This window comes from Klenkia terrae (genome assembly GCF_900491935.1).
Taxonomy (GTDB): Bacteria; Actinomycetota; Actinomycetes; order Mycobacteriales; family Geodermatophilaceae; genus Klenkia; species Klenkia terrae.
In genome coordinates this window covers 2,363,102-2,388,855 of the sequence record NZ_UEXK01000004.1, presented here as the reverse complement: position 1 = coordinate 2,388,855, position 25,754 = coordinate 2,363,102, and the positions used below count along the sequence as shown (strand labels likewise).

The window sequence follows — 25,754 nt, the reverse complement described above, 5'->3', positions numbered from 1 at the left end:
AACGCTAAGGTAAATCCCATGACGAGCAGGCGGGTACGCATCGGCATCGACACCGGCGGCACGTTCACCGACGTGGTGGCGGTGGACGAGGAGACCGGCGCCACGACGACCACCAAGACGCCGTCGACCCCGGGCAACCCGGCCGACGGGTTCCTGGCCGGGGTGCAGAAGGTCCTGGACCTCATGGACCTCACCGGCGACGCCGTCACCGCGGTCAGCCACGGGACGACGGTGGCCACCAACCAGCTGCTCGAGGGCAAGCTCGACCGGATCGGCTTCATCACCACCGAGGGCTACGCCTCCGTGCTGGAGATCGCCCGCCAGTCCGTGCCCGACGGCTACGGCAACAGCTACTTCTGGGTCAAGCCGCCGCGGATCGTGCCGGCGGACCTGGTGAAGACCGTCGGCGGGCGGCTGGACCACAGCGGCGCCGAGGTGCGGCCCTTCGACCGGGAGCAGGCCGTCGCCGCGGCGACCTTCTTCAAGGACGCCGGGATCACCACCGTGGGCGTCTGCTTCCTGCACGCCTACGCGAACGACGCCCACGAGCTGGCCATGCTCGAGGTGCTGCGCACCGAGCACCCCGACTGCGTCGTCTCCATCTCCTCCGGCGTGCTGCGGGAGTACCGGGAGTACGAGCGGTCGGTGACCACGCTGGTCGACGCCGCGGTCAAGCCCAAGGTCGGCGCCTACGTCACCAGCATCCGCGAGCGGCTGGACTCCCTGGCCCCGGGCGTGCCGTTCTACGTCATGAAGAGCAACGGCGGCGTGCTGAGCGCCGAGGAGGTCGTGCACCAGCCGATCACGACGATGCTGTCCGGCCCGGCCGCCGGCGCCCTGGGCGCCGCGCTGATCGCGCAGACCGCCGGCTTCGACCGGATCCTCACCTGCGACGGCGGCGGCACCTCGACCGACGTCACCGTGGTCATCGACGGCGAGCCCGCGCTCACCACCGAGGGCACGGTCGGCGACTACCCGTCCAAGATCCCCATGATCGACGTGGTCACCGTGGGCGCCGGCGGCGGCTCGATCGCCTGGCTGAGCCCCGAGGGCACGCTGAAGGTCGGCCCGAAGAGCGCGGGCGCCGACCCGGGCCCGATGTGCTACCCCAGCCGGGGCCCCGAGCCCACGGTCACCGACGCGCACGTCGTCCTCGGCCGGATCCCCCCGCACCTGCTCGGCGGGGAGATCCCGCTCAGCGTGGACGCCGCCCGCGGCGGCCTGGGGTCCCTCGGCGGGAAGCTGGGTCTGGCCACGGAGAAGACGGCCACCGGGATCCTGGAGATCTCGGCGTGGAACCAGGCCAACGCGCTGCGCCAGGTCACCGTCGCCCGCGGCCTCGACGTCCGGGACTTCACGCTGACCACCTTCGGCGGCTCCGGCTCGCTGCTGGCCTGCCGGCTGATGGACATCCTGGGCCTGCCGCGCACCCTGGTGCCGCCGAACCCGGGCAACGTCAGCGCGTTCGGGCTGCTCACCGTGGACGTGCGCAACGACTACGTGCAGACGATGGTCGCCAAGCACACCGCGCTGGACGCCGACGCCGTGGCCACCGCCTTCGGCCGGCTCGAGGAGCAGGCCGCCACCGCCCTGGACGGCGAGGGCTTCGCCCGGGCCGACCAGCGGATGCAGCGGACGGCGGACCTGCGCTACGTCGGGCAGGCCTTCGAGGTCCGGGTGCCGGTCGGTGACGGGCCGCTGGACGAGGTCGCTGCCGCTTTCCACGCCGCGCACCGGCAGCTCTACGGCTACGACTTCGCCGCCGACCCGCGACAGGCCGTCGAGTGGGTGAACCTGCGGGTCAGCGGCATCGGCCCGATCCGCCGTCCCGACCTGGTCGCGCTGCCCGACCGCACCGAGGGCACCGTCGCCGACGCCGTCACCGGCACCCGGCCGGTCTTCTTCGACGACTGGACCGAGACCCCGCTGTACGCCCGCACGCAGCTGCAGCCCGGCGACGTCGTCGTCGGCCCGGCGGTCGTGGAGGAGTTCGGCTCCACGGTCCCCGTGCACCCCGGCTTCACCGCCACCGTCGACAGCTACTCGAACCTGCTGCTCACCAAGGAGTCCTCGCGATGACCGCTGCAGACCCGGTCCTGGTCGAGATCGTCGCCGGCACGCTGGCCGCGATCGAGATGGAGGTCGAGACCGCCATCGGCCGGACCTCGCGCTCCCCGATGATCCGCGACGCGCACGACTTCCGGGCCGGCATCCACGACCGGCAGCTGCGCAAGCTCACCGGCCGGTCGTACTCGGCGCTGGTGCAGCCGGTCGTGCGGGACTACCCGATCGACCAGATGAACGTGGGCGACGTCTTCTTCCACAACGACGTCTACCTCTCCGAGGGCGGGATCGGCCACCTGCCCGACCTGTGCGTCACGGTGCCGGTCTTCGCCGAGGGCGCGGTCGTCGCGTTCATCCAGGCGTTCGGCCACCACGACGACATCGGCGGCGCCGTCCCCGGGTCCATGCCCTCGGCGGCCACCAGCATGTTCGAGGAGGGCCTGATGGTCCCCCCGATCAAGCTGTGGGACCGCGGGGTGCCGAACGAGTCGGCGCTGAAGATCATGACCCGCAACTCGCGGATGCCCGACTCGCTGGCCGCCGACCTGGACGCCGAGTGCTCGGCCTGCCTGGCCGGTGCCCGCCGGCTGGGCGAGCTGTTCGAGCGGTACGGCGTCGCGGCGGTCGAGGCGTGCTTCGACGCGATCCTGTCGAGCTCGACCGAGGTCTACCGGACCGAGATCCTGTCCCAGATCCCCGACGGCACCTACGTCTGGGAGGACTACGCCGAGCACGACGGCGTCGACGAGCCGATGCTGCACCGCCAGCGGATCACGCTGACGATGGACTCCACGGCCGAGGTGCCGCTGATCATCGACTTCACCGGCACCGGCCCGCAGGCCAAGGGCCCGATCAACCACTGCGGCGACTACTCCGACGGCAACTTCCTCAAGAAGTGGCTGGCCCCGGTGCTGCGCAACCTGGCGGCCACCCCGGAGCGGATGGCCGAGCTCGACGTCAACGAGGGCGTCGTCCCGCTGATCGAGATGCGCTTCCCGGAGAAGGGCACGCTGCTCACCCCGGTGTTCCCCGCACCCACCAACGCCCGCACGTTCGTGATCCTGCGGCTGCTCGGCGTGCTGGCCGGGGTGCTGGCCAAGGCCACCGGCGGCCGGATGCCCGCCGACCAGGAGACGATCCGCTACACCGGCGTCTACGGCACCGACGCCGACGGCGAGTCCTACCTCATGCGCGAGGTGCTCGGCGGCGGCTCGGGCGGCCGGTACTACGCCGACGGCGAGGACACCATCCACGTCGTCCCGGACTCCCGGAACCTGCCCACGGAGTTCACCGAGGGTCGCTTCCCGCTGCGCATCGAGGCCCTGGGCCTGGCGCTGGACTCCGGCGGCCCCGGTCGGTACCGGGGTGGCTGCGGCTACGAGAAGCACATCCGGGTGCTCCGCGACGCGCACTTCATGTCCATCGCGGACCGCTCGATCCTGGCCTGCTGGGGCGTCAAGGGCGGCAAGGCCGGCCGGCCGTTCCAGATCACCGTGGACCCGGGCGGCCCGGACGAGCACGAGGTCGACGCGCTCGCCGACGCCGAGCCGCTGACCGCCGGCACCGTCGTCCGCGTCCGGACGACGGGGGGCGGTGGCTGGGGCGACCCGCTGGAGCGCCCGGTCGAGGAGGTGCTGCAGGACATCGCCTGGCTCAAGGTGAGCGTCGAGGGCGCCCGCCGCGACTACGGGGTCGTGGTGGACGGCGAGGGTGACGCCGACCTGACCGCCACCGATGCCCTGCGCGCGGAGATGCGGTCGCAGCGCACCGGCGAGGAGCCGTTCTTCGACCGCGGCCCCGGCTACGCCACGCTGTCCGGCGGCGCCGCGTTCAACGAGTTCGACGTCCTGTAGGCCCCGCCTGCGGGGTGGGCCGGCGTCGACCGCGGCCCACCCTGCAGAGCGCGCCCGCGCGCGCGAGGCTGGTTGCATGACCGAACCGCAGAAGGAACAGGCCGAGACCGAGCTGCACCCCGGCCCGCGCGACGAGGGCGGCGAGGGCGGCATGGCCACCCGCGAGCTCAAGGCGCACGAGGCCGAGGAGGACTGACCTCAGCAGGCGGCGCGGCGACGGCCGCGGCCCAGCGCCGCCCGGGCCACGTCGGCGTCGGAGAACCGCACCGCGGTCGCCGCGTCGACCTGGCCGGGCGCGTCCTGCAGCAGGGTCTCGTGCCCCCGGCCGACGACCAGGACGACGTCGTCGGGCCCGGCGGTGTCGCCCGCGCGGGTGACCGCCCCCCGCCGGTCCAGCACGGTCTGCACCCGGGCATCGGAGCCGAGCAGGCCGACCGCCAGCTCGGCGACGATCGCGGCCGGGTCCTCGCCGTGGCTGCCCTCGTTGGTCAGCCACACATCGTCGGCCGCCCGCGCCGCCTCGCCCAGGCCCTGGCGCTTCCACCGGTCGCGGGCGCCGCGCGCCCCGAGCACCAGGTGCACCCGGCCGCACGGGCGCAGGTCCGCCGCGGTGGAGACGGCCGCGGCCAGCGCCGCCGGGGTGTGCGCGTAGTCGACCACCACGAGCGGTGACCCCGGCGCGCTGAGCAGGGTGTTGCGCCCCGGCGGGGGCAGCACCACCGCCAGCCGGTCGCGCACCGCCTCGGGGTCGCAGCCCAGCACGACGGCCGCAGCCCACGCGGCGGCCACGTTGGTCACGTGCACGTGGCCGACGACCGGGGTGCGGAGCAGGTGCCGGCGGCCGTCGTGGACCAGCAGCACCTCGGTGCCCGTGGCGTCGGAGGTCCCGCGCAGCACCCGGACGTCGCAGTCGGCGTCCCGCCCCACCCGGGTGACCGGCACCCGGGCCTGGTCGGCCAGCCGCCGACCCCAGGGGTCGTCGGTGACCACGACGGCGGCCCGCGTGCGGTCCGGGGTGAACAGCTCGGCCTTGCTGGCCCAGTACTGCTCGAGGGTGCCGTGGTGGTCGAGGTGGTCGGCCTCGAAGCCGGTGAACACCGCGACCTCGGCCGGGAGCGCGTCGACCCGGCCCATGTCCAGCGCGATCGAGGACGCCTCGACCACCGCCGAGGCGGCACCCCGCTGCACCATCCAGCGCAGCAGCCGGTGCAGGTCCGGCGCCTCCGGCGTGGTCAGCGCGGTGCTGCGGGTGTGCGGGCCGAAGGTCGCCCCGACCGTCGTCACCAGACCGCAGCGGTCCAGCACCCCGGCCAGCAGGGTGCTCGTCGTCGTCTTGCCGTTGCTGCCGGTGACGGTCGCCAGCCGCAGCCGGTCGGCCGGGTCGCCGGCCAGCAGCGCACCGACCGGGCCGAGCACCGCCCGGACCGAGGGGACGACGACCACCGGGACGCCGAGGTCGGCCGGCAGCCGGTCGGACCGGTCGGCCAGCACCGCGACCGCCCCGGCCGCCACTGCCTCGACGGCGTGCCGGTGCCCGTCGGCCCGGGCGCCCCGGACGCAGGCGAACAGGCTGCCCGGGCGGACCCGGCGGGAGTCCATCACCAGGTCGGCCACGGGCGCGCCGGGGTCGGGCAGGTCGGCGGTGCTCCGGGCGCGGTGGGCGACGGCGCCCAGGGTGGAGCCCGGGAAGGGGAGGTCGGGGAGCAACACTGGCCTCTCGACGGCAGGTGCGACGGCGAGGGCGTGGTCTCCACCCGCGGCCATCATGGGGACCTGTCGCCCGACCCGGCCACCGGAGGCTCAGGCGGCGGTGCGGCCCCGGGCGATCGAGCGGACCACCGGCAGCAGCGCCTCGGCGATGAGCGCGTAGCCCGCCGACGAGGGGTGGAAGCGGTCGGCGGCGAAGAGCCCGGGCTGGTTGCGGAACCGCTCCCCCAGGTCGGCGCCGATCGGCACCGCCACCCCGCCGGCGGCCTCGACGGCCTCGTCCTGCCGGCGCTGCAGCTCCGCGCTCGCCGTCGCCACCAGCGCCTGGAACGCCGGCGGCACCCACGGCACGGTGGACAGGTCCGGCGCCGGGACGACGAGGACGTCGGCGCCGAGCACCCGCAGGTCGCGCACCGCCGCACCGAGCTGCTGGGCCGCGGTGGCCGGCGGCACCAGGCGGGTGAGGTCGTTGGCCCCGACGACGACCAGCGCCAGGTCGCAGCGGGTCACCTGCCGCACCTGACCGGCCAGCGCGGCCGAGGTCGCGCCGGGGACGGCGACCACCTGCAGCGCCACGTCGACGTCGTCCTCGGCCAGCGCCCGCACCAGCCGGGGCCCGATGGCGTCAGCCGGGTCCGCGGCACCGGTGCCGAAGGCGATGGAGTCACCGAGGACGGCGAGGGAGTAGGTCACGCCTGGTCGAACGGGGGGTGGCGGACCGGTGTTCCAGGGCGCAACACGTCTGGGACGTCTACCTCGTTCGTGCAGGTCAGCGGCGAGCCGGGTGGCGGCCGGAGGGCCCGGACAGGGCAGACTGGTGACCGTGGACACCGACGAGCAGCTCCAGCTGACCCCGGAGCACCTCGCCGTCCGCACCCTGGGTGAGCTCACCTTCCCGTCCCCGCTGGACGGCGGCCTGCTCGAGCGCGGGGAGTCGATGCACTACGTGGGCGAGCACGACCGCGTGCTGGTCGACGGCACGCTCGGCGTGGCGTCCCGGCGCGGCGTCCCGGTCGAGGAGCTGCCCACCTTCGAACCCGGTGGTCCGCGCCGCAAGCTCTACTTCGACCCGAAGAAGACCAAGGTCGGCATCGTCACCTGCGGGGGCCTGTGCCCCGGGCTCAACAACGTCATCCGCGGCCTGGTCGGCGAGCTGGCCGAGCACTACGGCGTGCACTCGGTGCTGGGCTTCCGCGACGGCTACCTCGGGCTGACCCCCCTGGGGGCCGAGCCGGTGGAGCTGACCCCGGAGTCGGTGCGCTGGATCAACCAGCAGGGCGGCACGGTGCTGGGCACCTCGCGCGGCGGCCAGGACCCCAAGGTCATGGTCGAGACGCTGCGGCTGCGGCAGATCGACGTGCTGTTCGTGATCGGCGGCGACGGGTCGCTGCGCGGGGCCCAGGCCATCGCCGACGAGTCGCTGCGCCAGGGCCTGCCGATCGCGGTGGTCGGCGTCCCGAAGACGATCGACAACGACATCCCCTGGATCGACCGCAGCTTCGGCTTCCAGACCGCCTTCGGCCGGGCCGCGGAGTCGATCCGGTCAGCGGCCACCGAGGCGCGCTCGCACCGCGGCGGGGTCGGCCTGGTGAAGCTGATGGGCCGGCACTCCGGGTTCATCGCCGCCTACGCCACGCTGGCCAGCGACGACGTCGACCTGGTGCTCATCCCCGAGGTACCGATGCCGCTGGACGGCGAGCGCGGCGTGCTGGCGCACGTGGAGCGCACCCTGGACCGGCAGGGCCACGCGCTGATCGTGGTCGCCGAGGGCTACGGGCAGGACATGTTCGCCGGCACCGAGGGCGGCGCCGACCCCTCGGGCAACGCCAAGCTGTTCGACATCGGCAAGAAGCTGCGCGACGAGCTCGGCAGCCACCTGACCGCCGCGGGCACCGACTTCCAGCTGCGCTACGTCGACCCGGGCTACGCCATCCGCAGCGTGCCGGCCAACAGCCACGACTCCGTCTACTGCACCCGGTTGGCGCAGGCCGCCGTGCACGCCGCGATGGCCGGCCGGACGGCGACCGTCGCCGGGCGCTGGCACGGCCGGTTCGTCAACCTGCCGATCCCGTTGGTGACCCGCACCCGCAACCAGGTCGACCCGCGCGGTGACCTGTGGCTGTCGGTCCTCGAGGCGACGGGCCAGCCGGTCCACGTCTGAGTCCACGTCTGCTCAGCGGCGGACCGCGTAGCGCAGGCCGAGGAAGCCGCCGGCGAACCGGCGCGGGTCGCGCAGCAGGTCCAGGGCGAGGGGGACGTCGTCGGGCAGCGCCTTGAGCCCGCGGCCCACGTTCGCCGGGGCGACCAGCAGGTGCACCTCGTCGACCAGGTCGGCCCGGAAGGCGTGCGCGGCCAGGGTCGGCCCGTCCACGGTGACGTCCTGCTCGGCGTCCCGCACCAGCGCGGCGACCTCCACCGGGTCGAAGGAGCGCACCAGCCGGGTCCGCCGGGTCACCACGTCGGTCAGCGTGGTGGAGACGACGACCTTCTCCGCCCGCTGCCAGTGCGCCGCGAAGTCGGCCGACCCCTGGTCGCCCTCGGCCCACGACGGGTCGGTCTCCCAGCCCTGCATCAGCTCGTACATCCGGCGCCCGTGCAGGAAGGTGCCGACCTGCGCGGTGTCCTCGTTGACCGCGGCCAGCACCTCGGGGTCGGGGAAGGCGAAGCCGAAGTCGCCGGCCTCGTCGGCGACGAACCCGTCCAGGGAGCAGATGGCGGAGTAGAGGAGTCGGGCCACGGGTCGAGCATGGCGGCCGGGCGGTTCCTGCGGAAGACGTCAGCCCCGACCCCGCCCCACCACGGCGCGGACCAGCAGACCGGCGACCAGCGCCCAGAACGCGGAGCTGATGCCGAGGAAGGCTACCCCGGACGCCGCCGTGACCAGCGCGGCGATCGCCGGGACCCGGTCGGCCGGGTCGGCCAGCGCCGCCTGGGTCGAGGCGGCCAGGGTGCCCAGCAGCGCGAGCCCGGCCACCGCGGCGACCACCCCGGCCGGGGCCAGCCCGACCAGGGCGGCCACCGCCGTGGAGCCGAGCCCGAGGACCACGAGGACGACGCCGGCCGTGGAGCTGGCGATCCACCGCCGTGACCGGTCCTCCCCCGCCTCCGGCCCGGCGGTCAGGGCCGCGCTGATCGCGGCCAGGTTCACCGCGTGCGCCCCGGCCGGCGCGGCGACGACGGTCGCGACCCCGGTCACCAGCATCGCCCGGCGCCACGGCACCCGGTAGCCCAGGCCGGCCAGCACGGCGACCCCGGCGACGTTCTGCGAGGCCATCGTGACCAGGTACAGCGGCAGCGCGATGCCGGTCAGCGCCTGCCAGGTGAACGTCGGCGTGGTCAGCTCCAGCCCCGGCGCCAGCTGCCCCGCCGCGCCCGTCGCGGCGACCACGGTGACCACCGCGGCGGCCCCGAACGCCAGCGGCACGGCCCAGCGCGGGGCGAGCCGCAGACCCAGCAGCCAGACGGCGACCACCACGCCCACCGCGACCGGCGACCGCTGCAGGCCGGTGAGCACCTGCAGGCAGATCTGCAGCAGCACCCCGGCCAGCATCGCCTGCGCCAGCGACGCCGGGATCCGGGCGACCAGCGCACCCAGCTGCGGCACCAGGCCGGTCAGCACGACGAGCACGCCGGTGACCAGGAAGGCCCCGACCGCGGCGGGCCAGCCCCCGGCCACCCCGCCGGTGGTCACCAGCAGCGCCGCGCCGGGGGTGGACCAGGCCGCGGCGATCGGCAGCCGGGTGGTCACCGACAGCACGACGCAGGCGACGCCCATCGCGACGCTGGCCGCCAGCAGCCCGCCGGCCGCCTGCGCCGGGGTCGCCCCGACGGCGGACAGGCCGGTGAGCAGGACGACGAACGAGCTGGTGAACCCGACCAGGGCCGAGACGACGCCGGCGGTGACCGGCGCCGTCAGCCCCTGCCTCACCCCACGGAACGTACGGCGGCGACCGCCCGCTGCCCGAGCGCCGCGCGGAGCGTGGCGCCGTCCTCGTCGGCCAGGGCTGCGGTGCGCAGCCGGGCCAGCCGAGCGGCGTCGTCGTCGGACCCGGTGAACGCGTCGACGGCCTCCATGAGGAGCGCGAAGCTCTCCCGGCCGTGCTCGTGGGTGGCGCCGTAGCCCTTGAGCACCCGCTGGCACTCCACGACCTCGCGGGCGAGCGCGGGGTCGGTGGCGCCGAGCCGCACCGCGTGGTCCAGCCAGGCGTCGATCGCCTCCTGCTCGCGGCCGAAGCGCAGCGACCGGGGCCGCAGCGGCCGGCCGTGCGCCATGGTCCACAGCATCGAGTAGCCGACGATGCCGGTGGTGTTGACCACGATGCCGTCGCGGGTCACCTTGCCGACGACCTTCGCGAACCCCTTCGAGGCGGCCAGCCGGCGGCCCAGCGCGGTGGGCAGGGTGTCGGTGATCTCCTCGACCTGCGGGTGCAGGTACTCCTTCACGTCCACCAGCTGGGTGTCGTCCTCGGCCCCGGCCTCGGCGCGGACCCCGGCCAGCCGGCGGCGGCGGATCTTCTGGTGCGCGACGTGGATGGTGTCCTGGTAGGTCATCCACAGCGCCGCGTGCCGCGCGGTCTCGGTGACCAGCCCGGCGGCGTCCTCGGGGTCCAGCGGCACCACGCGGGCGACCCGGTCGAGGTAGCGGTCGGTGTAGGCGGTGTCCTGGTAGACCGCCGTCCGGACGATGCCCTGCAGCAGCATGTCCCGCGCGGAGGCCGGGAAGTCGGCGACGACGCGCTGCACCCGGCCCCGCAGGGCCGGGCCGACCAGGCTCTCGGGGTCGGACTCCGCGACCTCGCGCCGGCGCTGCTCCTCGCTCTGCGCCGCCGCCTCCTCGGGGTCGACCGGGCGGCGGGTCAGCAGGGTGATCGGCACCGCCCCGGGGCCGGGTGCGGGTGCCGGTGCGGGGGTCGGCACCGGCTCCTGCGCGGCGTCGTAGCCGGCGGCGAAGGCCCGCAGCGAGGCCTCCACGCCCTTGCCGGCGGCCCGGATGGCGTCCTCGAACCGGGACCGCTCGACCGGGACGACGCCGCAGCCGGCCAGCGCGCCGAACAGCGAGGCGCTGATGACGCTGCCGGCCTGGCGGGCGAGGGCGTTGAAGTCGGCCGCGACCAGCCGCTTCGAGCCCAGGCGCGCGGCGTCGAGCAGGCCCGCGCTGTCGACCCGGCCGTCGCCCAGGGCGAGCTTCTCGTCCATCGAGTAGACCCGGTTGGTCGAGGCGATCAGCGTCGTCCGGTCCGGGGTGGTGAACCCGCGCTGCACCGCGCGGCCGGCCTCCATCAGCTCCGAGGCGATGACCACGTCGACCTCGCCCGGGGTCGGGAAGAGGCTCAGCACCGGCTCCGCACGGACGCCGCCGCCCTCGCCGGCCGGGTAGAGCTCGACGTAGTAGACGGTGGCGCCGGTGCGCTGGGCGACCCCGGCCACCGAGGTGGTCTGGGCGAAGAAGCCGGCGCCCTGGCCGACGGCGACGATCCAGTCGGCCAGCACGCCGCCGCCCTCGCCACCCATGGCGAGGATCGCGATGGTGATCGGCCGGCGTCCCTCGGTCCAGCTGGTCACGCGGTCACCGCCTCGTACCGGGAGGCGCGCTTCTCCACGCCGGTGGACAGCGCGCTGGTCCAGGTCTTCCGGGCCCGGGCGAGCACGCGGTCCTTGCGGGTGGGGTTGTGCACCAGGTCGGTCCGGTAGAACGACGGGCACAGCGAGGCCGCGTGCGCGTTGGCCCCGCAGACCCCGCAGCCGACGCAGGAGTCGATGACGGTGGCCACCGGGTCCTGGCGCATGGGGTCGGGGTTGGCCTTGATGGTCAGCGACGGGCAGCCCGAGACGCGGATGCAGGCGTGGTCACCGGTGCAGGTCTCGGCGTCGACGCCGAACCGTTCCTTCACGACCCGCTTGCCCTCCTTCACCGCCTTGGCGCGCAGCGGCTTCTCCCGGCGGTCCTTGTTGAGCTGGCACTCCGAGGTGGCGACGACGACCTTGGGCCCGCGCTCCTTGGTGGTCAGCGCCTCGACCAGCAGGTCGCGCAGCTCGCCGATCCGGTAGGTGTCGGTGACCGAGCGGACCCACTCCACGCCGATGCCGCGGACGGCCTTCTCGATGGGGTGCTTGGTCGAGCGCAGCGCGTTGTCGGCCTTGGACGACAGCACGTCCTGCCCGCCCGTGGCCGCGCTGTAGGCGTTGTCCACCACCAGCAGCAGCTGGTCGTTGTTGTTGAACACGGCATTGCCCACGCCGCTGGTCAGCCCGTTGTGCCAGAACCCGCCGTCGCCCATCACCGCGATCGTGCGGCGGTCGGCGTCCTTGCTGTTCAGCGCCGCGGCCCCGGCCGAGCCCAGGCCGTAGCCCATCGTCGTGGCGCCCAGGTTGAACGGCTCGTTGATGGCGAACAGGTGGCAGCCGATGTCGGCGCTGACGTGGTGCTCCTTGCCGATCTCCTTCTCCGCGAGCTTGAGCGCGGAGAAGATCGGCCGCTCGGGGCACCCGGTGCACAGACCCGGTGGGCGGGCCTTGACCACCTGCGGGTCGACCCGGGGCGCGAACGGGCTGCCGGGGTCCTCGGCCGGCTTGAGCAGCGCCGGCTCGGTCTTCTTGACCTCGGGGAGGTACTTCGTGAGGAAGGCGTCGACCCCGCGGGTGACCGCGGCGGTGGTGTACTCCCCCGCCACCGGCAGCAGGTCCTTGCCGTGCAGCGCGACCGGCGACCCGGCCCGGCGCAGGATCGTGTTCAGGTTCTGCTCGATGTAGTCGGGCTGCCCCTCCTCGACCAGCAGGACGGCGCGCTTGCCCGCGCAGAAGTCGACGATCTCGGAGTCCACCACCGGGTAGGTCACGTTCATCACGTAGACCGGCACCTGGGTGTTGCCGAACGCGTCCGAGCAGCCCAGCAGCTCCATGGAGCGGTTCAGGGTGTTGTAGACCCCGCCCTGCACGATGATCCCGACGTCGGCGGTGTCCGCGCCGAGGACCTCGTTGAGCCCGCGGGCCTTGATGAACTCGACCGCGGCCGGCCAGCGGTCCTCGATCTTCTCCTTCTCGTGCAGGAAGCTCGCCGGCGGCAGCACGATCCGGTCCAGCTGCCGCTTCGGGTTCTCGATCGCGTCGGTCACCGTCATCGGGGGCCGCACGTTGTCCTTGGCCTCGAAGCTGCCGTAGAGGTGGCACGAGCGCAGCCGCAGCTGCAGCATCACCGGCGTGGAGCTGGCCTCCGACAGCTCGAAGCCGGCCTCGACGGCGTCCACGATCGCGCCGATGTTGGGCCGCGGGTCCAGCAGCCACATCTGCGACTTCATCGCGAAGGCGTGCGAGCGCTCCTGCATGATGCTCGAGCCCTCGCCGTAGTCCTCACCGACGATGACCAGCGCACCGCCGGTCACCCCGCCGCTGGAGAGGTTGGCCAGCGCGTCGGCGGCCACGTTGGTGCCCACCGTGGACTTGAAGGTGATCGCACCGCGCAGCGGGTAGTTGACCGAGGCGGCGAGCATCGCCGCGGCGGTGGCCTCCGACGCGCTGTTCTCGAAGTAGACCCCCAGCTCCTCGAGGATCTCGTGGGAGTCACCGAGGACGTCCATGAGGTGCGAGATGGGGGCGCCCTGGTAGCCACCGACGTAGGCCACGCCGGACTGCAGCAGCGCCTTGGTCACCGCGAGGATGCCCTCGCCGGAGAACGTGGTGCCCGCGCCGTCGCGCAGCTTGGTCACCTCGTGGGCGAACGAGCGTTCGGCCATGGTCGGTGCTCCTCTCGAGCTGGGGGTCGTGCTCTTCGGGGTGGGTCAGGCGGGGACGACGGCGAACGCCCGGGCGGGCGAGCCGGTGCCGCCGACGACGGGCAGCGGCGAGACGACCAGCAGCGCGCCGGTGCGCGGCAGCTTGTCCAGGTTCTGCAGCTGGGTCAGGCCGTACTTGTCGGCGCCGAGCAGGAAGTGGTGCACCGGGAACGGCGGCTCGAGGCCGCCGGCCTGGCCGGCGTCGATGCCGACGGTCTCCACGCCGTAGCCGGTGATCGGCGAGGCGGCCAGCCACTGCGCGCCCGCGGCGGAGACGCCGGGGGTGTGCGGGCCGGCATCGTCGGCGTTGGCGAAGGCGGCGGCGTCGTGGCCGAACCGGCTCCAGCCGGTGCGGAACAGCAGCCNGCCGGTGATCGGCGAGGCGGCCAGCCACTGCGCGCCCGCGGCGGAGACGCCGGGGGTGTGCGGGCCGGCATCGTCGGCGTTGGCGAAGGCGGCGGCGTCGTGGCCGAACCGGCTCCAGCCGGTGCGGAACAGCAGCCAGGCGCCCTCGGGCAGCGGGCCGTGCTCGGCGACGTAGGCGTCCAGGTGCTCGGGCTCGAGGAGGAAGTCCGGGTCGGCCGAGGCCTGCTCGGTGAAGTCCAGGACGACGGCCGGGCCGACCAGCCGGCGCGGCGGGATGACGTCGACGGTGGCGCCGTCCCGGCCGGTGGCCCAGTGCGCGGGGGCGTCGACGTGGGTGCCGGTGTGCTCGCCGGTGTGGATGTTGTTCCAGCCCCAGAACGGGCCGTCGTCGTCGAAGTCGCTGACCTTCTCCAGCGACAGCGGGATCGTGTTGGCGAACGGCGCCGGGAGCTGCAGCACCGGCGTCTCCGGGGAGAGCGGGGCGGTGAGGTCGATGATCTCGACCTCGCCGGAGTCCAGGGAGGCCAGGAGTGCGTCGATGACGGTCACGGGGAGGGTCGTCCTTCCGGTCGCATGAGGCAGGTCACAGCTGCCGTGGCGTGCGACGCTAGGCCGGTCGCCGTCCCGGATCTATCCGCGATGCGCAGCCGGCAGCCGGTTTGCGCCGTGCCCGGCCCCGACCTCAGCGCGACCGGCGCGCTGGCCGGACTGCTCGTCGGCCAGTGAGCTAGGAGCGGAGCTTGTGCGATGAGCCGGTGGTGCTCCCGGACCGGCCACCGAGGGCAGCGACCAGGTCGGAGAAGCGCTGCCGCCACACCGGGTTCGACCACCCGGCATCGGCCGCCCACCGAGAGGCTGAGTCGTCGTCCAGCCTTCCGAGCACTGCGGCCGCGCCATCCGGACCCAGGACGTCGGCCATACCGGCGCCCAGCAGTGCAGCTCCCGCCCGGGACGGGTCGAAGTCGCAGTCGGCCAGCACCTCTTCGTGCTCAGCTGCGTAGACCTCGTCGAGCAGCGGTCCTGTTCCCCACCAGCCCATGATGATCGCCAGATCGACGGCGTCCCTGGTGGTGTCGAGGCGGCGATCGAGCCATGCGATCACCTTCAGCGAAGCAAGGGCCGGGACGGACGGGACAGAGGTCCGGACTCCTCCGGGCAGGAGCACCGGTACCCGCACATCCAGTGCTTCGCGGAGACCGAGCACGTTCATCACGTGGTCGTCCGCCCATCGGATGGTCCGGTCTTCGGCCTCGACCTCACCGAAGGGCACGACGTCCACCGGCACGCCCTCGACCACGAAGCGGTGCTCCACGTTTCCCTCCGGGGTCAGGAGCGAGGTCAGCGTGCGGAGTTGGTCCCAGCTGCTGACCGCCACGGCGACGTCGACGTCCTGGGTCGCCCGGGACGGCAGGCCCTCGGTCAGGGCAATCGACCACAGCGTCCGTGCGCTTGCCCCTACGAGCATGGGTTCCAGTCCGACCTCCTCAGCTCGGGCCCCGAGGGTTCCGAGGGCGACCGCCATTCCGACGACATCAGGATCCGTCGAGTTCGAGAAGTCGAGCATCTGCCCTCCTCAGTCGCTCGGCGTGCTCGCGCAGGCGTGGCTCACCGGAGGTCACGAGGTCGGCAAACACCAACGTTGTGGGGGCAAGCCCCTTGCTTCCCCGGACGACCTGTTCGTCCCAGAATCGCCGTTTGAGGTGGACGTTCGCCTCCTTCCTGGGCACCGGGACGAGCCGGTGCTGCCGAACCAGCTGGGTGGGGGTGCGGGTGACATAGAAGGTCACGGACTCAGGACGGAGCATCGTGTCCAGGGCTGCGGCCGCTGCCTCACCGCCGACGACGAGGTCCGGATCCTCCGACCGGGCTGCCCGCCACCAGTCGAGCCGGTCGGCTCTGAAGGACCTGAGGTACAGGCTCGGCGACAGTCGCGTGGCATACGCCTCGACCCACCTGTCGTACAGCTGCCCCGGTCGGTGCAGACGTCGCCCCGTCGACGTCGGAACCAGGGCGCCCGTCTGTTCTAGCTCGCCGACGACGCCCTGCGCCGTCCCGAGCGACGTACCCGATGCCTCGGCCAGCTGTCGAAGCTTTGTCGAGGCCGCAGCGGGCTGGGTCAGCAGGACGAAGAGGACCTGCAGACCCGCCCGCGTGAAGGCCCGGTCCCCGCGCTCGGGCCCGGACTGGACGGAGTTCTTTGCAGGGCGCTTCCCCCGCACGTCGATGTACACCCCCGGCCACCGCAGGCAGCCGTTCCCGACCATGTCCACGTAGTCCACTGCCATCCCGCGAAGCACCGCGCCGACCGCGTCAGAGATGTACGGGGCCACCACCATGAGCGGCAGCTCGTGATTGCTCCGCACGGTGGTCGCCAGGCCCGGCGTAAGACGACGCTTGACCTCCAAAACGTACGACCGTGCTCCCACCCCGGGCACGGAGACCCGGATCCGGGCATCCTCGAGCCGGTCGTGGTGGTGCGTCACCCCTAGCTCGACCCGAGCCCCGAGTTCGTCAAGAACCCGAGGTAGCGCGTCCAGCAGATCGTCGGTGTTCACTTCGCACACCGTTCAATGATTGTGAACATAGGGTAATTTTGAACGCCTGACGCCGGTCTTGCGCGACGACACGCTGAGCCCAAGAGGATCGGTTACCGAGACCGGCGCAGGGTGTCGCTCGGGCTCTCCCCGAAGGCCGCCCGGTAGTCCCCGGCCAGCCGGCCCAGGTGCGGCACGCCCCAGCGCAGCGCGGCGTCGGTGACGCTGGCGGCGCTGCCGTCGCTCAACGACTCCCGCACCCGCTCCAGCCGGACCCGGCGCAGGTAGGCCGTCGGCGTGCAGCCCAGGTGCGCGCGGAACCCGGCCTGCAGCGCCCACACGCTCAGGTGCACCGCCTCGGCGACGTCCGGGGTGCCCAGCGGCTCGGCGCAGTGCTCCTCCAGCAGCCGGGCCGCGCGACGCACCACGGACTCCGCCGGGGTGGCCGGCTCCGGGCCCGGGTCGGCGAGCCCGGCGACCAGGCCGTCGACCAGCGCCAGCCGCAGCGACGCCGCCGCGGCCGGGTGTGCGGCCAGGCCGTCGGGCCGCTCCAGGTCCACCAGCAGCAGGTCGACCAGCCCGCGCCAGCAGCGGCCGGCGCCCCGGGTCAGGTCCAGGGTGGTGCCGCCGGCCGGGCAGGTGGCCCGCGCGACGGCCGCCCGGTCGCGCAGCAGCGGGACGGCGACCCGGACCATCAGCCGCGGGTTGCCGGCCGAGTAGTGCATCCGCAGCGACCGACCCACCGGGGTCACCGCCGCCGTGCCGGGGACGGCGACCACACCGCCGATCGTGGTGCGCCCGGCCAGCGGGATCTGCACCAGCTGGAAGTCCAGGCCGTCGACGGCGACCTCCACCTCGGTGGCGTAGTCGATGAAGTGCAGGCTCAGGCCGTCGAGGTCCACCGCGTTGTGCAGCGCCCGGAAGCCCTCGCCGCGGCCCACCGGGGTCAGCCGGTGCGGAGCCAGGGAGTCCGAGACCGAGGCGCGGGCGGCGTCCACGCTGGTCGTGCGCAGGACGCCGTGGGAGGCCAGGGGTGTCGCCGTGCGGGCCACCGGGACCTCCTCGCCGCGTCGTCGTCCTCACGAGTGTGCGACGAACGTCCGCAGAACGGAACACCTCGCTTCCTGGACAGCCGGCGCCGCGGGTGGATGGCGACCGGTGCACCCGCGCCCGCATGATCGCCGGCACCCCGATCCGAGGAGAGCCACCGTGAGCACCCCGATCCTCGAGGCGGACCACTTCCGCCTCGGCCTGTTCTCGTCCAACTGCAGCGGCGGCCTGGCCGTCACCACCGTGCCCGAGCGCTGGTCGGGCTCGTGGGAGGACAACCTCCGGCTGGCCCGGATCGCCGACCGGGTGGGCATCGACTTCATGCTGCCGATCGCCCGCTGGATCGGCTACGGCGGCGAGACCAACTTCCACGAGGGCGTGCTCGAGCCGGTGCCGTGGGCGACCGCGATCGTGGCCAGCACCGAGCGGCTGACCGCCTTCGCCACCGTGCACACCGCGTTCAACCACCCGGTGGTCACCGCCAAGCAGCTGGCCACCGTGGACCAGGTCGCCCCCGGCCGGGTCGGGCTCAACGTCGTCGCCGGCTGGAACCAGCCCGAGTACGAGGCCATGGGCGTGGACCTGCCCACCGACCACGACTCCCGCTATGCGCTGGCCCAGGAGTGGATCGACGTGGTCACCGAGCTGTGGAGCCGGGAGGGCCGGTTCGACCTGCCGGGCCGGTTCTGGGACCTCACCGGCGTCGAGGCGCTGCCCAAGCCGGTCGCCGGCCGGATCCCGATCCTCAACGCCGGGTCCAGCACGCAGGGCCGGGCCTACGCCGCCCGCAACGCCGACTTCGTGTTCACCATCGTCGGCGGTCCCGAGGACGGCGCCGGCGTCGTCGAGCAGCTCACCGCGGACTCCGCCGCGCAGGGCCGCCGGGCCGGCGTCATGACCCCGACCCACGTGGTCTGCCGGCCGACCCGCACCGAGGCGGAGGAGTACCTGCACCACTACGCCGACGAGAAGGCCGACTGGGACGCCGTGGACAACCTGATGCGGCTGCAGGGCCTGCACGCGCAGTCCTTCAGCGCGGAGATGCTGGAGACCTTCCGCGGCCGGTTCGCCGCCGGGCACGGCACCTGCCCGGTGATCGGCTCGCCGGACGACGTCGCCGACGAGATCGAGCGGTTCGCCAAGGCCGGCTTCGGCGGCATCACGATGGCCTTCGTCGACTACGCCGGCGAGCTGGAGTACTTCGCGCAGGAGGTCATGCCGCGCCTGGCCAAGAAGGGCCTCCGCCCCGAGGTCGGCTGAGGCTCCCCCTCTCGCACCGCGGCAGAGGAACCTCTGCACCCCCTCGTGAGCTCGGAAGGGGATGCAGAGGTTCCTTTGCCCCAGCGGGGGGTGGGTAGGGCGCCCCATCCCGGCGCGGGCAATGGATCCCTCCGCAACGGATTCACGTGGAACGTTGCGGAAGGGATCCCTTGCCCCGGCGCCGGAGGGGTCAGCTGCGGACGGCGGCCAGCTTCGACCGCACGGCTGCGGCCAGGCGCTGGGCAGCCGGGGGCCGGAGCAGGCCCTGCGCCACGATGTGGCCGGAGCCGCCGCCCAGGCCGGGGCCCGGGTGGGTGAAGGCGCCGATGTGGAACAGCCGGGCCACCCCGGTGCGGTGCCCGGTGCCGGTGCCCGGCCGCCACAGCAGCGACTGGTCCAGCTCGGCCGCCCCGCCGTACGGGTCGCCCTGGACGGCGTTGGCGTTGGCCGCGCTGAGCCCGGCCGGGGAGATGATGTGCCGGCCCACCACCCGGTCGCCCAGCCCAGGCGCGTACCGCTCCACCCGGGCCAGCACGCGGTCGGCGTAGGCGTCGGCCACCTCGGGGGTCCAGCCACCGGTCGTGTCGATCTCGCCGGCCGCGTCCCCGGTCGGCGCCCAGGGCAGCTCCTGCAGCTGCAGCCACAGCGTCGCGCCGCCCGCGGGGGCGCGGGTGGGGTCCAGCACCGTCTGCTGGCCGACCACCACCGTGGGCTCGGCGGGCAGCAACCCGGCCTCGGCCTGCGCGCACGCCACCCCGGTGCTGTCGGACCCGTTGCTCACGTGCACCAGCGGGACGGCGTCCAGCCGGCTGTCGGCCCAGCTCAGCGGCCGGTCCAGGGCGAGGTGCAGCTGGGCGGCGGCCCGGCCCGGACGGTGCCGGACCACGGCCTGCCGCCCGCCGTCGTCCACGTCCTCGGGCCGCAGCAGGTCCCCGTACAGCCGGCCGGTCGCCGTGGAGGCGAGCACGGCCTTGGTCGCCGACAGCCGCCGGCCACCGACGTGCACGGCGACGGCGAGCCCGTCCTGCACCTCGATCCGCTCGGCCGGCGCCCCCAGCACGACCTCGACGCCGCGCTCGGCGAGCAGCCGGCCGAAGGCCTCGGTGAACCGGCCGGCACCGCCCTCGACGACCGGCAGCCCGACGGCGTGCATGGTGAAGGCCATCACCGGCAGCATCAGCCCGCCGGTGGCCTGGTCGGGGGCCAGCCCGGCGTGCAGCAGCCACGGCGCCCACAGCTGGTCGACCTCGTGGCCGGCGAACCGCTCGCGCACCAGGCCGCGGCCGGACTGGCCGGCCACCCGCACCAGCTCGACGACCTCGGCCCGGCCCAGCCCGCGCAGCGCACCCAGGCCCAGCCGGGCGGCGTCGGTGCCGCCCAGCCGGGAGCCCAGCGCGCCGAACACGTGCGGGGACCAGCGCTCGAGCTGGGTGAGCATCGCGGCGTAGGCCGCGGCGTCCTCCGGGTGCTCGAACGTGGCCGCGGTGGCGGCGGGGTCGCGGTCGGCGACGACGGCACCCCGCTCGGACACCGAGGCGGTCACCGGGCCCTCGGCGTTCCGGTAGACCAGGCCGTGCCGGTGCAGGTCCGCCCCGAGCGCGGCGTAGGCGCCGCCGGCCATGAACAGCGGGTGCCACGAGCTGAACGTGTCGTGGGTGTACCCGGGCAGGGTCAGCTCGTCCGACGCGATGAAGCCGCCGATCCGGTCGTGCTCGTCCACCAGCGCCACCCGCCAGCCGGCGCCGGCCAGCTCGGCGGCGGCCACCATGCCGTTGATCCCCGCGCCGACGACGACGGCGTCGAACCGGTCGCTCATGCCGGCGACCCCTGCAGCCGCTTCGCCAGGGTGGGCGTGACGTGCGCGTAGTCGCCCGGGTCGATCGGCAGCAGCCACTGCTTGGCCCGGGTGAGCGGGCCGACGCCGATGCCGACGTCGGAGAGCACCTCGTCGATGTTCTTCACCGAGAACGGGATGATGTTGGTGCCGCGGGCGTGCGCGCCGTGGGTGCGCTCGCGCATCCAGTCCAGGGTCTCGCGCCGCTGCCGGTGCATCTCGTCCCGGCTGGGCAGCTCGTGGTTGCCGCCCAGCAGCGAGCCGATCCAGATCGCCGAGACCTCCGCCGACAACGGGGAGAAGAACGACGAGTTGTACCCGGCGAAGCTGAGGTCGGCGACGTCGATCGGGTGGATCTGCCGGTGCAGCAGGAAGTCCCCCTTGTCGTCGGTGAGCCGGTCGACGACGTCCTCGGGCAGGAAGGGCAGGTCCTGGGTCCAGCCGGTGGCGGCGACGACGACGTCGGCGGGCACCAGCTCCCCGGTGGAGAGCTCGGCGAGCGCCTTCCCGTCCTGCTCCACGAACCGGGCGACGACGGTGTCGCGCTTGACGGCGATCCGGCCCTCGGCGACGCCCTCGAAGAAGCCCTCGGTGGCCAGCGAGACCGTCGACCGGGCGATGTCGGAGAACTGGCCCAGCGGCACCAGGCCGAGGTCGGTGAGCTTGAGCTGGCCGGTGGTCACCTTCTCCACGCTGCCCAGCATCGAGTTGGCCATCGCCGAGTTCCTGGCGTGCAGCAGCTTCTCCGGACCGGTGGTGGACCGGTAGCGGAACAGGCCCTCGCCCATCCGCGTGAGCATGAAGAACTTGTAGTTGACCGCGTTGGCCACCTTGCGCGGCATCTTCCACAGCAGCTCGCGGGCCACGACGGTGGTCGAGGCCGCCACCGAGGCGATCTCCACGGTGATGTCGCAGGCGCTCTTGCCGTAGCCGAGCACGACGACGTCCTTGCCGCGGACCTGCTCGTGGCTGTGCCACTCGCTGGCCGCCAGCACCTCGCCGCCCAGCTTCTCGAACAGGTCGAGGTTCTCGATCGGCGGCACGAAGGGCCGGGAGAAGATCCCGCTGGCCAGCACCAGGTGGTCCACGTGCGTGGTGCTCTCGGCGGTCTCGACGTCCCACCCGCCGCCGTCGGACGGGCGGGCCTGCACCACCTCGGTGCCCAGCTGCACGTGCCGGACCAGGTCGAACTTCTCCGCGTAGGTCTGCAGGTAGGCCTGCACCTGGGCGCCCGAGGGCCACTCCGGGTAGTCCACGGGCATCGTGAGGTCCGACAGGGCGTAGGTGCCCTTGTCGTTCTGGGTCTTGAGCCCGGGGTAGCGGCGGGTCCCGCTCCACACCCCGCCCAGGTCGGGCGCCTTCTCCCAGACCACCACCTCGTGGCCGAGCTGGCGGAGGACCTTGGCGGAGGACAGGCCGGCGAACCCGGCCCCGACGATGCCGATCTTCATGGTGGAGGACCTCACTCTGCGAGCTGCGGGATGGCGGGGACGGTCTGCTCGGGGCCGAGCGCGGAGTAGCCGCCGTCGGCGGCCCAGTCGGCCCCGGTGACGACGGAGGCGGCGTCGGAGACCAGGAAGGCGACGACGGCGCCGATCTCGGCGCCGTCCCCGACCCGGCCGGTCAGGTGGAACGGGGCCGCGACGGCGTCGGTCTTCGCGCGGTCGCCGCCGGAGAGGTCGTCCATGATCTTCGACCAGGTCCAGCCGGGGCTGATGGAGTTGACCCGGATGCCGTCGGGGGCCAGGTCCAGCGCCATCGACCGGGTGAGCTGGGCGATCGCCGCCTTGGACGCCGGGTAGACCCAGCGGCCGGTCTGGGCGACCTTCGAGGAGATCGAGGTGAAGTTGACGACCGCGGCGTGCTCGCTGGCGACCAGGTGCGGGTGCGCGTGCCGCACCACCTCGACCATGCTCACCACGTTCACGTCCAGCGCCCGCAGCCAGTCCTGCCGGGAGGTGGCGAAGCCCTCGTCGAGGTAGACCGCGGCCAGGTTGACCACCACGTCGATGCCGCCGAACCGCTCGACGGTGGTCTGCACCAGGGCGGCCAGCGAGTCGTCGTCGGTGACGTCGGTGCGGACGAAGACGACGTCGGTGCCCAGCGCCTCGGCCGCGGCGCCGCCGACCTCGTCGACGTCGGCGACCACCACGCGGGCGCCGGCCCGGGCGAGGGCCTCGACGACCCCGTGGGCGAGCAGGGTGGCACCGCCGGTGACGACGGCGGTGCGACCGGTCAGGTCGGTCATGCGGGCTCCTCTCCTCCGACGCTGCGACATCGGTCACAACGTGTGGAGGGCGACGCTAGGAAGGCCCGGGACCGGGGGCTATCCGCTCTGCGCGACCGGCGTCCGCGGAGCGCGGGGCGGTCCCGGCGAGCTGCTCGCGCAGCTTGAAGTGCTGCAGCTTGCCGCTGGTGTTGCGCGGCAGGGCGTCGACGAACCGGACGTCGCGCGGGTACTTGTACGGGGCCAGCACGGCCTTCACGTGGTCCTGGATCGACCGCGCCGTCGCCTCGCTGGCCGGGACGCCCGCGCGCAGGACGACGAACGCGCAGACCACCGCGCCGCGGTCGGGGTCCGGGCGCCCGACCACCGCGGACTCGACCACGTCGGGGTGCCCGTCGACGGCGAACTCGACCTCGGGCCCGCCGATGTTGTAGCCCGAGGACACGATCATGTTGTCGGTGCGGGCGCAGTAGGTGAACCAGCCGTCCTCGTCGCGCCGGAAGGTGTCGCCGGTGACGTTCCAGCCGCCCTGCACGTAGCTGCGCTGCCGGTCGTCGTCCAGGTACCGGCAGCCGACCGGGCCGATCACCGCGAGCCGGCCCTCGACGCCGGCCGGCAGCTCAGCGCCGTCCGGGTCGAGGATCGCCGCGCGGTACCCGGGCAGGGGCCGGCCGGTCGTGCCGCGCCGGACGTCCTCACCGGCGGCGGAGATGAAGATGTGCAGCAGCTCGGTGCCGCCGATGCCGTCGACCACCTGCAGGCCGAGGTCGTCGTGCAGCGCGGCCCAGGTGTCGTCGGAGATGTGCTCGCCGGCGCTGACCGCCATCCGCAGGCCCGCCAGCTGCGATCCCTTGCCCGCGGCCAGGATCTGCCGGTAGGCCGTCGGCGCGGTGGCCAGCACGGTGACACCCTGCTCGGCGACCAGGTCGGCCAGCGCGGGCGGGGCCAGCGCGTCGGTGAGCAGGGCGCAGGCGCCCGCGCGCAGCGGGAAGACCACCAGCATGCCCAGCCCGAAGGTGAACGCGAACGGCGCAGTGCAGGCCACCAGGTCGTCGGGCCCCAGCTGCAGCACGTGCCGGCCGAAGGTGGCGTCGATGCTCAGCACGTCCCGGTGGAAGTGCATGGTGATCTTGGGGACGCCGGTGCTGCCCGAGGTGGGGCACAGCAGCGCGACGTCGTCGGCGGCGGTGTCGACGGCGGTGAACCCGGCCGGCTTGGTCGCCGCCCGGGCCACCAGGTCGGTGTCGGTGCCGGCCCCGATCGTGGTCACCCGCAGGTCCGGGGCGGAGGAGTCCCGGACGGCCTCGACGTCGGCGACGCTGCGGTGGTCGACCAGGGCGAGGGCGGGCCGGGTCCGCTCGACGACCGGGGCCAGCTCACCGGCCCGCAGCGCGGCGAAGACCACCGTGGCGACGCCGCCGGCCTTCAGCGTGCCCAGCCAGGCCGCGACCATCCACGGCGTGTTCGGTGCGCGCAGCAGCACGCGGTTGCCCGGCTCCAGGCCGAGGTCGTCGACCAGCACGTGGGCGACCTGATCGGCCCGGTCCTGCAGCTCGCCGTAGGTCCACACCTCGCCGTCCGGGGTGCGCAGCGCCGGGCGGTCCCGGCCGAACCGGGCCACGGCCTCGTCGACGAGGGCGGCCCCGGCGTTCAGCCGGGCCGGGTGCTGCAGCTCGGGGGTGGTGAACTCGAGGACCGGCCAGTCCTCGGCCGGCGGGAGGTGGTCCCGGGCGAAGGTGTCGGTGTGGGCCGACGGCGAGAGCTGCACGGGCGCTCCTCAACTCTGGTCCGGGTGACATGACACATCAAGCGCGATCGTTGCGCAGGTGTCAATACACACCGGTCGGGTTCAGGCGGGCCAGTGCCCCGCGGCGTGCGCCAGCGCCCGGCCCTCGAGGGCCTGCACCAGCTGCTCGAACACCGCGGCGGCCCGCGGGCCGGCCCAGTCGTCGGGCAGCAGGGTGCGGGGCAGGCCCGGGTCCCGGTAGGGCAGCCGGCGCCAGGCGTCGACCACCTGCAGATAGGTGGCGAACGCCGTCGCCGGGTCCACGCCGCCCTCGACCACCGCGAGGGTGTCGGCGTGCTCGGCGACGAACTCCCGGTACCGCTGGTCGATGCCGGCCAGGTCCCAGCTCTCCCGGATCAGCGTGGCCAGGTCCTGCCCGGCGACGTGGTCGCCGACGAAGACCGCGCTGTGGCCGACCAGGTCGAGCTCGGTGATGGCCGCCTGCGCCGCCGGCAGCATCCGGGCCGGGGCGATCCAGGTCGCCGTCCCCACGTTCCCGAAGCCGAGGGAGGACAGGTGCGACCGCAGCTGCTGGCGGCGGCTGCGCATCGACTCGGGCACCGAGAAGTTCACGATGCACCAGCCGTCGGTCAGCGCCGCCGGCTGGCGGGCGTGCCAGATGATCTCGTCGCCGCGGGCGAAGGAGTCGGCGGCCAGCGGGGTCAGCGCGTAGCCGCGCACCCCGCCCCGGCTCTCCGGGTCCAGCCAGCCGCGCTTCTTCAGCCGGAAGACCGCGGTGCGCACGGTCGGCCCGTCCAGGTCGAGGGCGGCCAGCAGGTCGATGCTGCCGCCGATGGGCAGCCAGCCGCCCATCCGCCGGACCACGGCACCGAGGAACGTCACGACGACGGTGCGGGAGGCACGCCCCCCGCCGTCCCGTCGCTCCTCCACCTCCGGGCTCACCAGCAGCATCGTGCCAGCCGACCCGGTCACGACCCGTCGGCCCCCAGCGCCGCGCGCCAGGCGTCCGGCCACGGGCTGGGCCCGCCGCCCTCGAACCCGTCCACGTGCACCACGACGTACCGGCCGCGGGCGGCCAGCACGTCGTCCCCACGGCGCACCTCGAAGTCGAAGGTCATCGAGGTCCGGCCGATCTCGGCCACCTGCACGGTGGTCACCGCCTCGTCGCCGAAGCGCAGCGGGGACACGAACTCGACCTCGTACCGGACCCGCGGGGCGGTCGGGGCGAAGTCCAGCCCGACCCCCCGCATGAGCTCCGCCTCGGCCGCCTCGGCGAACCGGGCCACCGCGGTGTTGTGGTAGATCCCCGACGCGTCGGTGTCCACCCACTCCACCCGGCGGCG

At 73.8% G+C, this 25,754-nt stretch carries 20 protein-coding genes; 4 read left to right on the top strand and 16 right to left on the bottom strand.

Features of this window, described 5'->3' with window-relative positions; genetic code table 11:
* Positions 1 to 18 precede the first annotated feature (18 nt).
* Positions 19 to 2,079, top strand: coding sequence for a hydantoinase/oxoprolinase family protein (locus tag LFA75_RS12145; protein WP_225233898.1), 2,061 nt, complete (start codon positions 19 to 21; stop codon positions 2,077 to 2,079).
* Positions 2,076 to 3,917 carry a hydantoinase B/oxoprolinase family protein gene (locus LFA75_RS12140; RefSeq protein ID WP_225233897.1) on the top strand — a complete coding sequence of 614 codons (1,842 nt, stop codon included), beginning with the start codon at positions 2,076 to 2,078 and terminating at the stop codon, positions 3,915 to 3,917. The genes LFA75_RS12145 and LFA75_RS12140 overlap by 4 nt, the downstream gene beginning before the upstream one ends.
* 198 nt (positions 3,918 to 4,115) lie before the next feature.
* Here LFA75_RS12140 and LFA75_RS12135 read toward each other — a convergent pair whose 3' ends face one another.
* Both LFA75_RS12135 and LFA75_RS12130 read right to left on the bottom strand, forming a co-directional pair.
* Positions 4,116 to 5,627, bottom strand: coding sequence for a Mur ligase family protein (locus LFA75_RS12135; protein ID WP_225233896.1), 1,512 nt, complete (start codon positions 5,625 to 5,627; stop codon positions 4,116 to 4,118).
* Positions 5,628 to 5,717: 90 nt separating this feature from the next.
* A complete protein-coding gene (locus LFA75_RS12130; RefSeq protein WP_225233895.1) occupies positions 5,718 to 6,317 on the bottom strand; it encodes an SGNH/GDSL hydrolase family protein in 600 nt (199 codons plus the stop codon).
* A 130-nt stretch (positions 6,318 to 6,447) separates the two neighbouring features.
* Between LFA75_RS12130 and LFA75_RS12125 the strand changes: the two genes are divergently transcribed.
* A complete protein-coding gene (locus tag LFA75_RS12125; RefSeq protein WP_225233894.1) occupies positions 6,448 to 7,785 on the top strand; it encodes an ATP-dependent 6-phosphofructokinase in 1,338 nt (445 codons plus the stop codon).
* A gap of 12 nt (positions 7,786 to 7,797) precedes the next feature.
* On the opposite strand, the gene LFA75_RS12120 is transcribed toward LFA75_RS12125, so the two are convergent.
* From LFA75_RS12120 to LFA75_RS12085, 8 genes are all read right to left on the bottom strand, one after another.
* The gene (locus LFA75_RS12120) at positions 7,798 to 8,361 is read right to left on the bottom strand and encodes a dihydrofolate reductase family protein (protein ID WP_225233893.1); all 564 of its coding nucleotides are present in this window, start codon (positions 8,359 to 8,361) and stop codon (positions 7,798 to 7,800) included.
* Positions 8,362 to 8,400: 39 nt separating this feature from the next.
* Positions 8,401 to 9,552, bottom strand: coding sequence for a benzoate/H(+) symporter BenE family transporter (locus tag LFA75_RS12115; RefSeq protein ID WP_225233892.1), 1,152 nt, complete (start codon positions 9,550 to 9,552; stop codon positions 8,401 to 8,403).
* On the bottom strand, positions 9,549 to 11,186 hold the full coding sequence (locus tag LFA75_RS12110) for an indolepyruvate oxidoreductase subunit beta family protein (RefSeq protein ID WP_225233891.1): 1,638 nt from the start codon (positions 11,184 to 11,186) through the stop codon (positions 9,549 to 9,551). Before LFA75_RS12110 ends, LFA75_RS12115 begins: the two co-directional genes overlap by 4 nt.
* The gene (locus tag LFA75_RS12105) at positions 11,183 to 13,354 is read right to left on the bottom strand and encodes a thiamine pyrophosphate-dependent enzyme (protein WP_225233890.1); all 2,172 of its coding nucleotides are present in this window, start codon (positions 13,352 to 13,354) and stop codon (positions 11,183 to 11,185) included. The genes LFA75_RS12110 and LFA75_RS12105 overlap by 4 nt, the downstream gene beginning before the upstream one ends.
* Before the next feature lie 45 nt (positions 13,355 to 13,399).
* Entirely contained in the window at positions 13,400 to 14,308 is a 909-nt protein-coding gene (locus LFA75_RS12100) for a cyclase family protein (RefSeq protein WP_225233889.1), read from the bottom strand.
* 178 nt (positions 14,309 to 14,486) lie between these two features.
* Positions 14,487 to 15,323, bottom strand: a complete 837-nt coding sequence (locus LFA75_RS12095) for a nucleotidyl transferase AbiEii/AbiGii toxin family protein (RefSeq protein ID WP_225233888.1) — start codon at positions 15,321 to 15,323, stop codon at positions 14,487 to 14,489.
* Positions 15,292 to 16,314, bottom strand: a complete 1,023-nt coding sequence (locus LFA75_RS12090; protein ID WP_225233887.1) for a type IV toxin-antitoxin system AbiEi family antitoxin — start codon at positions 16,312 to 16,314, stop codon at positions 15,292 to 15,294. The genes LFA75_RS12095 and LFA75_RS12090 overlap by 32 nt, the downstream gene beginning before the upstream one ends.
* Before the next feature lie 92 nt (positions 16,315 to 16,406).
* On the bottom strand, positions 16,407 to 17,345 hold the full coding sequence (locus LFA75_RS12085) for an AraC family transcriptional regulator (protein WP_225233886.1): 939 nt from the start codon (positions 17,343 to 17,345) through the stop codon (positions 16,407 to 16,409).
* Positions 17,346 to 17,502: 157 nt separating this feature from the next.
* Between LFA75_RS12085 and LFA75_RS12080 the strand changes: the two genes are divergently transcribed.
* Entirely contained in the window at positions 17,503 to 18,603 is a 1,101-nt protein-coding gene (locus LFA75_RS12080; RefSeq protein ID WP_225233885.1) for an LLM class flavin-dependent oxidoreductase, read from the top strand.
* Positions 18,604 to 18,793: 190 nt separating this feature from the next.
* On the opposite strand, the gene LFA75_RS12075 is transcribed toward LFA75_RS12080, so the two are convergent.
* From LFA75_RS12075 to LFA75_RS12050, 6 genes are all read right to left on the bottom strand, one after another.
* Positions 18,794 to 20,419 carry a phytoene desaturase family protein gene (locus LFA75_RS12075; protein ID WP_225233884.1) on the bottom strand — a complete coding sequence of 542 codons (1,626 nt, stop codon included), beginning with the start codon at positions 20,417 to 20,419 and terminating at the stop codon, positions 18,794 to 18,796.
* The gene (locus tag LFA75_RS12070; protein WP_225233883.1) at positions 20,416 to 21,888 is read right to left on the bottom strand and encodes a flavin-containing monooxygenase; all 1,473 of its coding nucleotides are present in this window, start codon (positions 21,886 to 21,888) and stop codon (positions 20,416 to 20,418) included. The genes LFA75_RS12075 and LFA75_RS12070 overlap by 4 nt, the downstream gene beginning before the upstream one ends.
* Before the next feature lie 11 nt (positions 21,889 to 21,899).
* Positions 21,900 to 22,685, bottom strand: coding sequence for an SDR family oxidoreductase (locus LFA75_RS12065; RefSeq protein WP_225233882.1), 786 nt, complete (start codon positions 22,683 to 22,685; stop codon positions 21,900 to 21,902).
* A gap of 55 nt (positions 22,686 to 22,740) precedes the next feature.
* Entirely contained in the window at positions 22,741 to 24,432 is a 1,692-nt protein-coding gene (locus LFA75_RS12060; protein WP_225233881.1) for an AMP-binding protein, read from the bottom strand.
* 81 nt (positions 24,433 to 24,513) lie between these two features.
* Positions 24,514 to 25,353 (bottom strand): PaaX family transcriptional regulator, encoded by an 840-nt coding sequence (locus LFA75_RS12055; protein ID WP_225233880.1) that lies wholly within the window; start codon positions 25,351 to 25,353, stop codon positions 24,514 to 24,516.
* Positions 25,354 to 25,379: 26 nt separating this feature from the next.
* A complete protein-coding gene (locus tag LFA75_RS12050; RefSeq protein WP_225233879.1) occupies positions 25,380 to 25,736 on the bottom strand; it encodes an acyl-CoA thioesterase in 357 nt (118 codons plus the stop codon).
* Between the last annotated feature and the right edge of the window lie 18 nt (positions 25,737 to 25,754).

Bases quoted from the DNA above. Each gene is read 5' to 3' on its own strand.
- LFA75_RS12075 (WP_225233884.1), bottom strand. From the start codon at position 20,419: ATGAGCGACCGGTTCGACGCCGTCGTCGTCGGCGCGGGGATCAACGGC.
- LFA75_RS12145 (WP_225233898.1), top strand. From the start codon at position 19: ATGACGAGCAGGCGGGTACGCATCGGCATCGACACCGGCGGCACGTTC.
- LFA75_RS12095 (WP_225233888.1), bottom strand. From the start codon at position 15,323: ATGCTCGACTTCTCGAACTCGACGGATCCTGATGTCGTCGGAATGGCG.
- LFA75_RS12140 (WP_225233897.1), top strand. From the start codon at position 2,076: ATGACCGCTGCAGACCCGGTCCTGGTCGAGATCGTCGCCGGCACGCTG.
- LFA75_RS12065 (WP_225233882.1), bottom strand. From the start codon at position 22,685: ATGACCGACCTGACCGGTCGCACCGCCGTCGTCACCGGCGGTGCCACC.
- LFA75_RS12105 (WP_225233890.1), bottom strand. From the start codon at position 13,354: ATGGCCGAACGCTCGTTCGCCCACGAGGTGACCAAGCTGCGCGACGGC.
- LFA75_RS12070 (WP_225233883.1), bottom strand. From the start codon at position 21,888: ATGAAGATCGGCATCGTCGGGGCCGGGTTCGCCGGCCTGTCCTCCGCC.